Source organism: Aquisalimonas sp. APHAB1-3, assembly GCF_048323695.1.
Lineage (GTDB): Bacteria > Pseudomonadota > Gammaproteobacteria > Nitrococcales > Aquisalimonadaceae > Aquisalimonas.
In genome coordinates, this window is sequence record NZ_JBLWFT010000028.1 from 1 (window position 1) to 2,210 (window position 2,210).

A 2,210-nucleotide genomic window follows, 5' to 3' on the forward strand; every position below is an offset into this window, starting at 1 on the left:
ACGACATTGCGCGGCTGCTCAATCAGCGCCCCCGCAAAACGCTCGGCTGGAAAACACCCGAAGAGGCCATGAACGAAGAGCTTCATGCGTTCTCAAAATCCGTTGCACTTGATTCTTGAGTCCAAGCGGTGCGCGGATCACGGCCGCCGGACGTCCCTGACGGGCCGCTGCTTTGCTCCGCGTAACAAGTACCAGGGCCTTTCAGGGCGGCGATAGTATTGAGTCGATGAGGAATAGGTTGATGGGTCTGCTGCAACGATGGTGCATGGCGGTTTTCGTGGGGTTGTTGCTTGCGGGTTGTGCTCATGGGCCGAATGATGATTTTTTTGTGCAGCCTGAATGGGCGAGTTACCTGGAGCGGGTACCCGCTGATCTCGGCTTTGAACCAGCGGTGACCGACTGGGAGCGCACCCCGTCTTTGGAAACCAGTCACAACGGGTGTACCAGCGCCCGGCAGGCCACTGAAGCCTGGGCAGCCTTTCATGGTCTTATTGACTCGGAAGAACCCGAAGAACTGACCACCGATATCCGCACTCGGCACGATCAGGACATCACCACCGGTATCGTTCAACGTTGGGGCTTCAAAGACGACGCCATCGCCGGCACTGATCACCAACTCACCCTGGAAGACACTAACGGCTGCTGGCAGCCCACGAGAGTAGAGACTCGGTATTATTGCCGGCGGGGGAAAACCGAGGAAAATCTCTGCCTTTGAGACAGTGACTCGGGACAGGTATTTCACCGCAAGGCATTGATGGCCTGGGTGCTGGGCAAGCTCACAACTATTCACTGCGACGGATGCCAATTCCGGCTACGCTCATGTGTTAGTTGAGATGCTGTCCGGGTTTCGTCTGCTATCTTCTGGTGCGTCAGGCTCAAAAGCTATTCGTGCAGCAAGGGGGCTGAGGAGACTTGACCGCATGGAGGGGCAGCCCGACATGAATCTGCGCCTTCGAGAGGTTTCGAAAGAGGATTATCCGCTGATCAGGCAGTGGCTGCATGCGAATCATGTACGCAGCACTTGGGGTGATCCGCATGCGAACCTCCGTTTGCTGAGCGAGCCACCAGCCCACGGGGCGCGGCGAGCCATTATCGAAGCGGATGGACGCAAAGTCGGGATCGTGTTGTGGCAGCACCCCTCACGGGACGAACTGGACGCGGCCGGCCTCTCAGCCATTCCGGCGAGCGTGATCGATATCGACATCATGATTGGTGAGCCCGCCGCCCTGGGATCGGGATTTGGGTCGAGTGCCATAAGCCGGGTGACTGAAGCCGCATTGTTCGACCGAAGGGTGCCATTCGTCATGGCGTGCGCCCGATCGGACAACCTGGCATCGCAGCACGCCTTCGCCAAAGCGGGCTTCCGTACTGTGCGGGAATTCGACGACGTCCCGAACGGGCGATACGTACTTATGGTGCGTGAGCGCCCGGAGAGCGCTGAACCCACGAAGGAGCTCAGCCCCCGTTTCTGGGATATTTTCTTCGAGGTCTACGCAAGCCTGCCCCGTCAAGGCCCTGGCAGCCGTGCGTGCGCCGCTAGAGCTCTTGGCCTTTGCCACGATCTGCCGCCATTCCCGGTCATACTGGATCTCGGCTGCGGTGTCGGCGGGCAGACCCTCCAACTCGCTGAAATGACGCGGGGAAGTATCCTGGCAATCGATAGCAGCCCGCCGAGCATCGAACGGCTGCGGACTACGGTTGCCGAGCGCGGGCTTTCGCAGCGCGTCAGCGCATTCGTCGGGGATATGGCCCATCTGGAGCAACCGCCTGAAAGTTTCGACCTCATCTGGTCCGAGGGCGCGCTCTACAGCGTCGGCCTCCTGAACGCTCTCCACGTCTGTTATGGATTGCTGCGCCCGGGCGGCTACCTGGCGTTCACAGACGCAGTCTGGCGCGAGGAGCATCCACCACCCGAGGTCAAGACCATTTTCGATCTGGACTATCCAACCATGGGAGAGCTAGAGGACGATCTGGCTGCGATACAGGACTGCGGATTCGAGCTCGTCGGGCACTTCACGTTACCTGATGAAGCGTGGTGGGATGATTTCTACACGCCCATGGAGGCACGTATCGCTGAATTGCGGTAAGCGATCCGCGAACCACACCTACTCGGTGGGTTTGAGCGCGTATAGGCTCTCATCCTGATGCCACGGCAGCAGGCCGTCGATGGCCTCATCGCTGGCCGCGGCCGGCAGGTTCTTTAACACCTC

General features: G+C 59.6%; 2 protein-coding genes. Both read left to right on the top strand.

The annotated features are described in order from the left end of the window. Nucleotides 1-241: 241 nt before the first annotated feature. Nucleotides 242-715, top strand: a complete 474-nt coding sequence (locus ACNSTU_RS17460) for a hypothetical protein (RefSeq protein ID WP_418212809.1) — start codon at nucleotides 242-244, stop codon at nucleotides 713-715. Nucleotides 716-920: 205 nt separating this feature from the next. Next, the gene (locus ACNSTU_RS17465; protein WP_418212810.1) at nucleotides 921-2,087 is read left to right on the top strand and encodes a GNAT family N-acetyltransferase; all 1,167 of its coding nucleotides are present in this window, start codon (nucleotides 921-923) and stop codon (nucleotides 2,085-2,087) included. Nucleotides 2,088-2,210 lie beyond the last annotated feature (123 nt).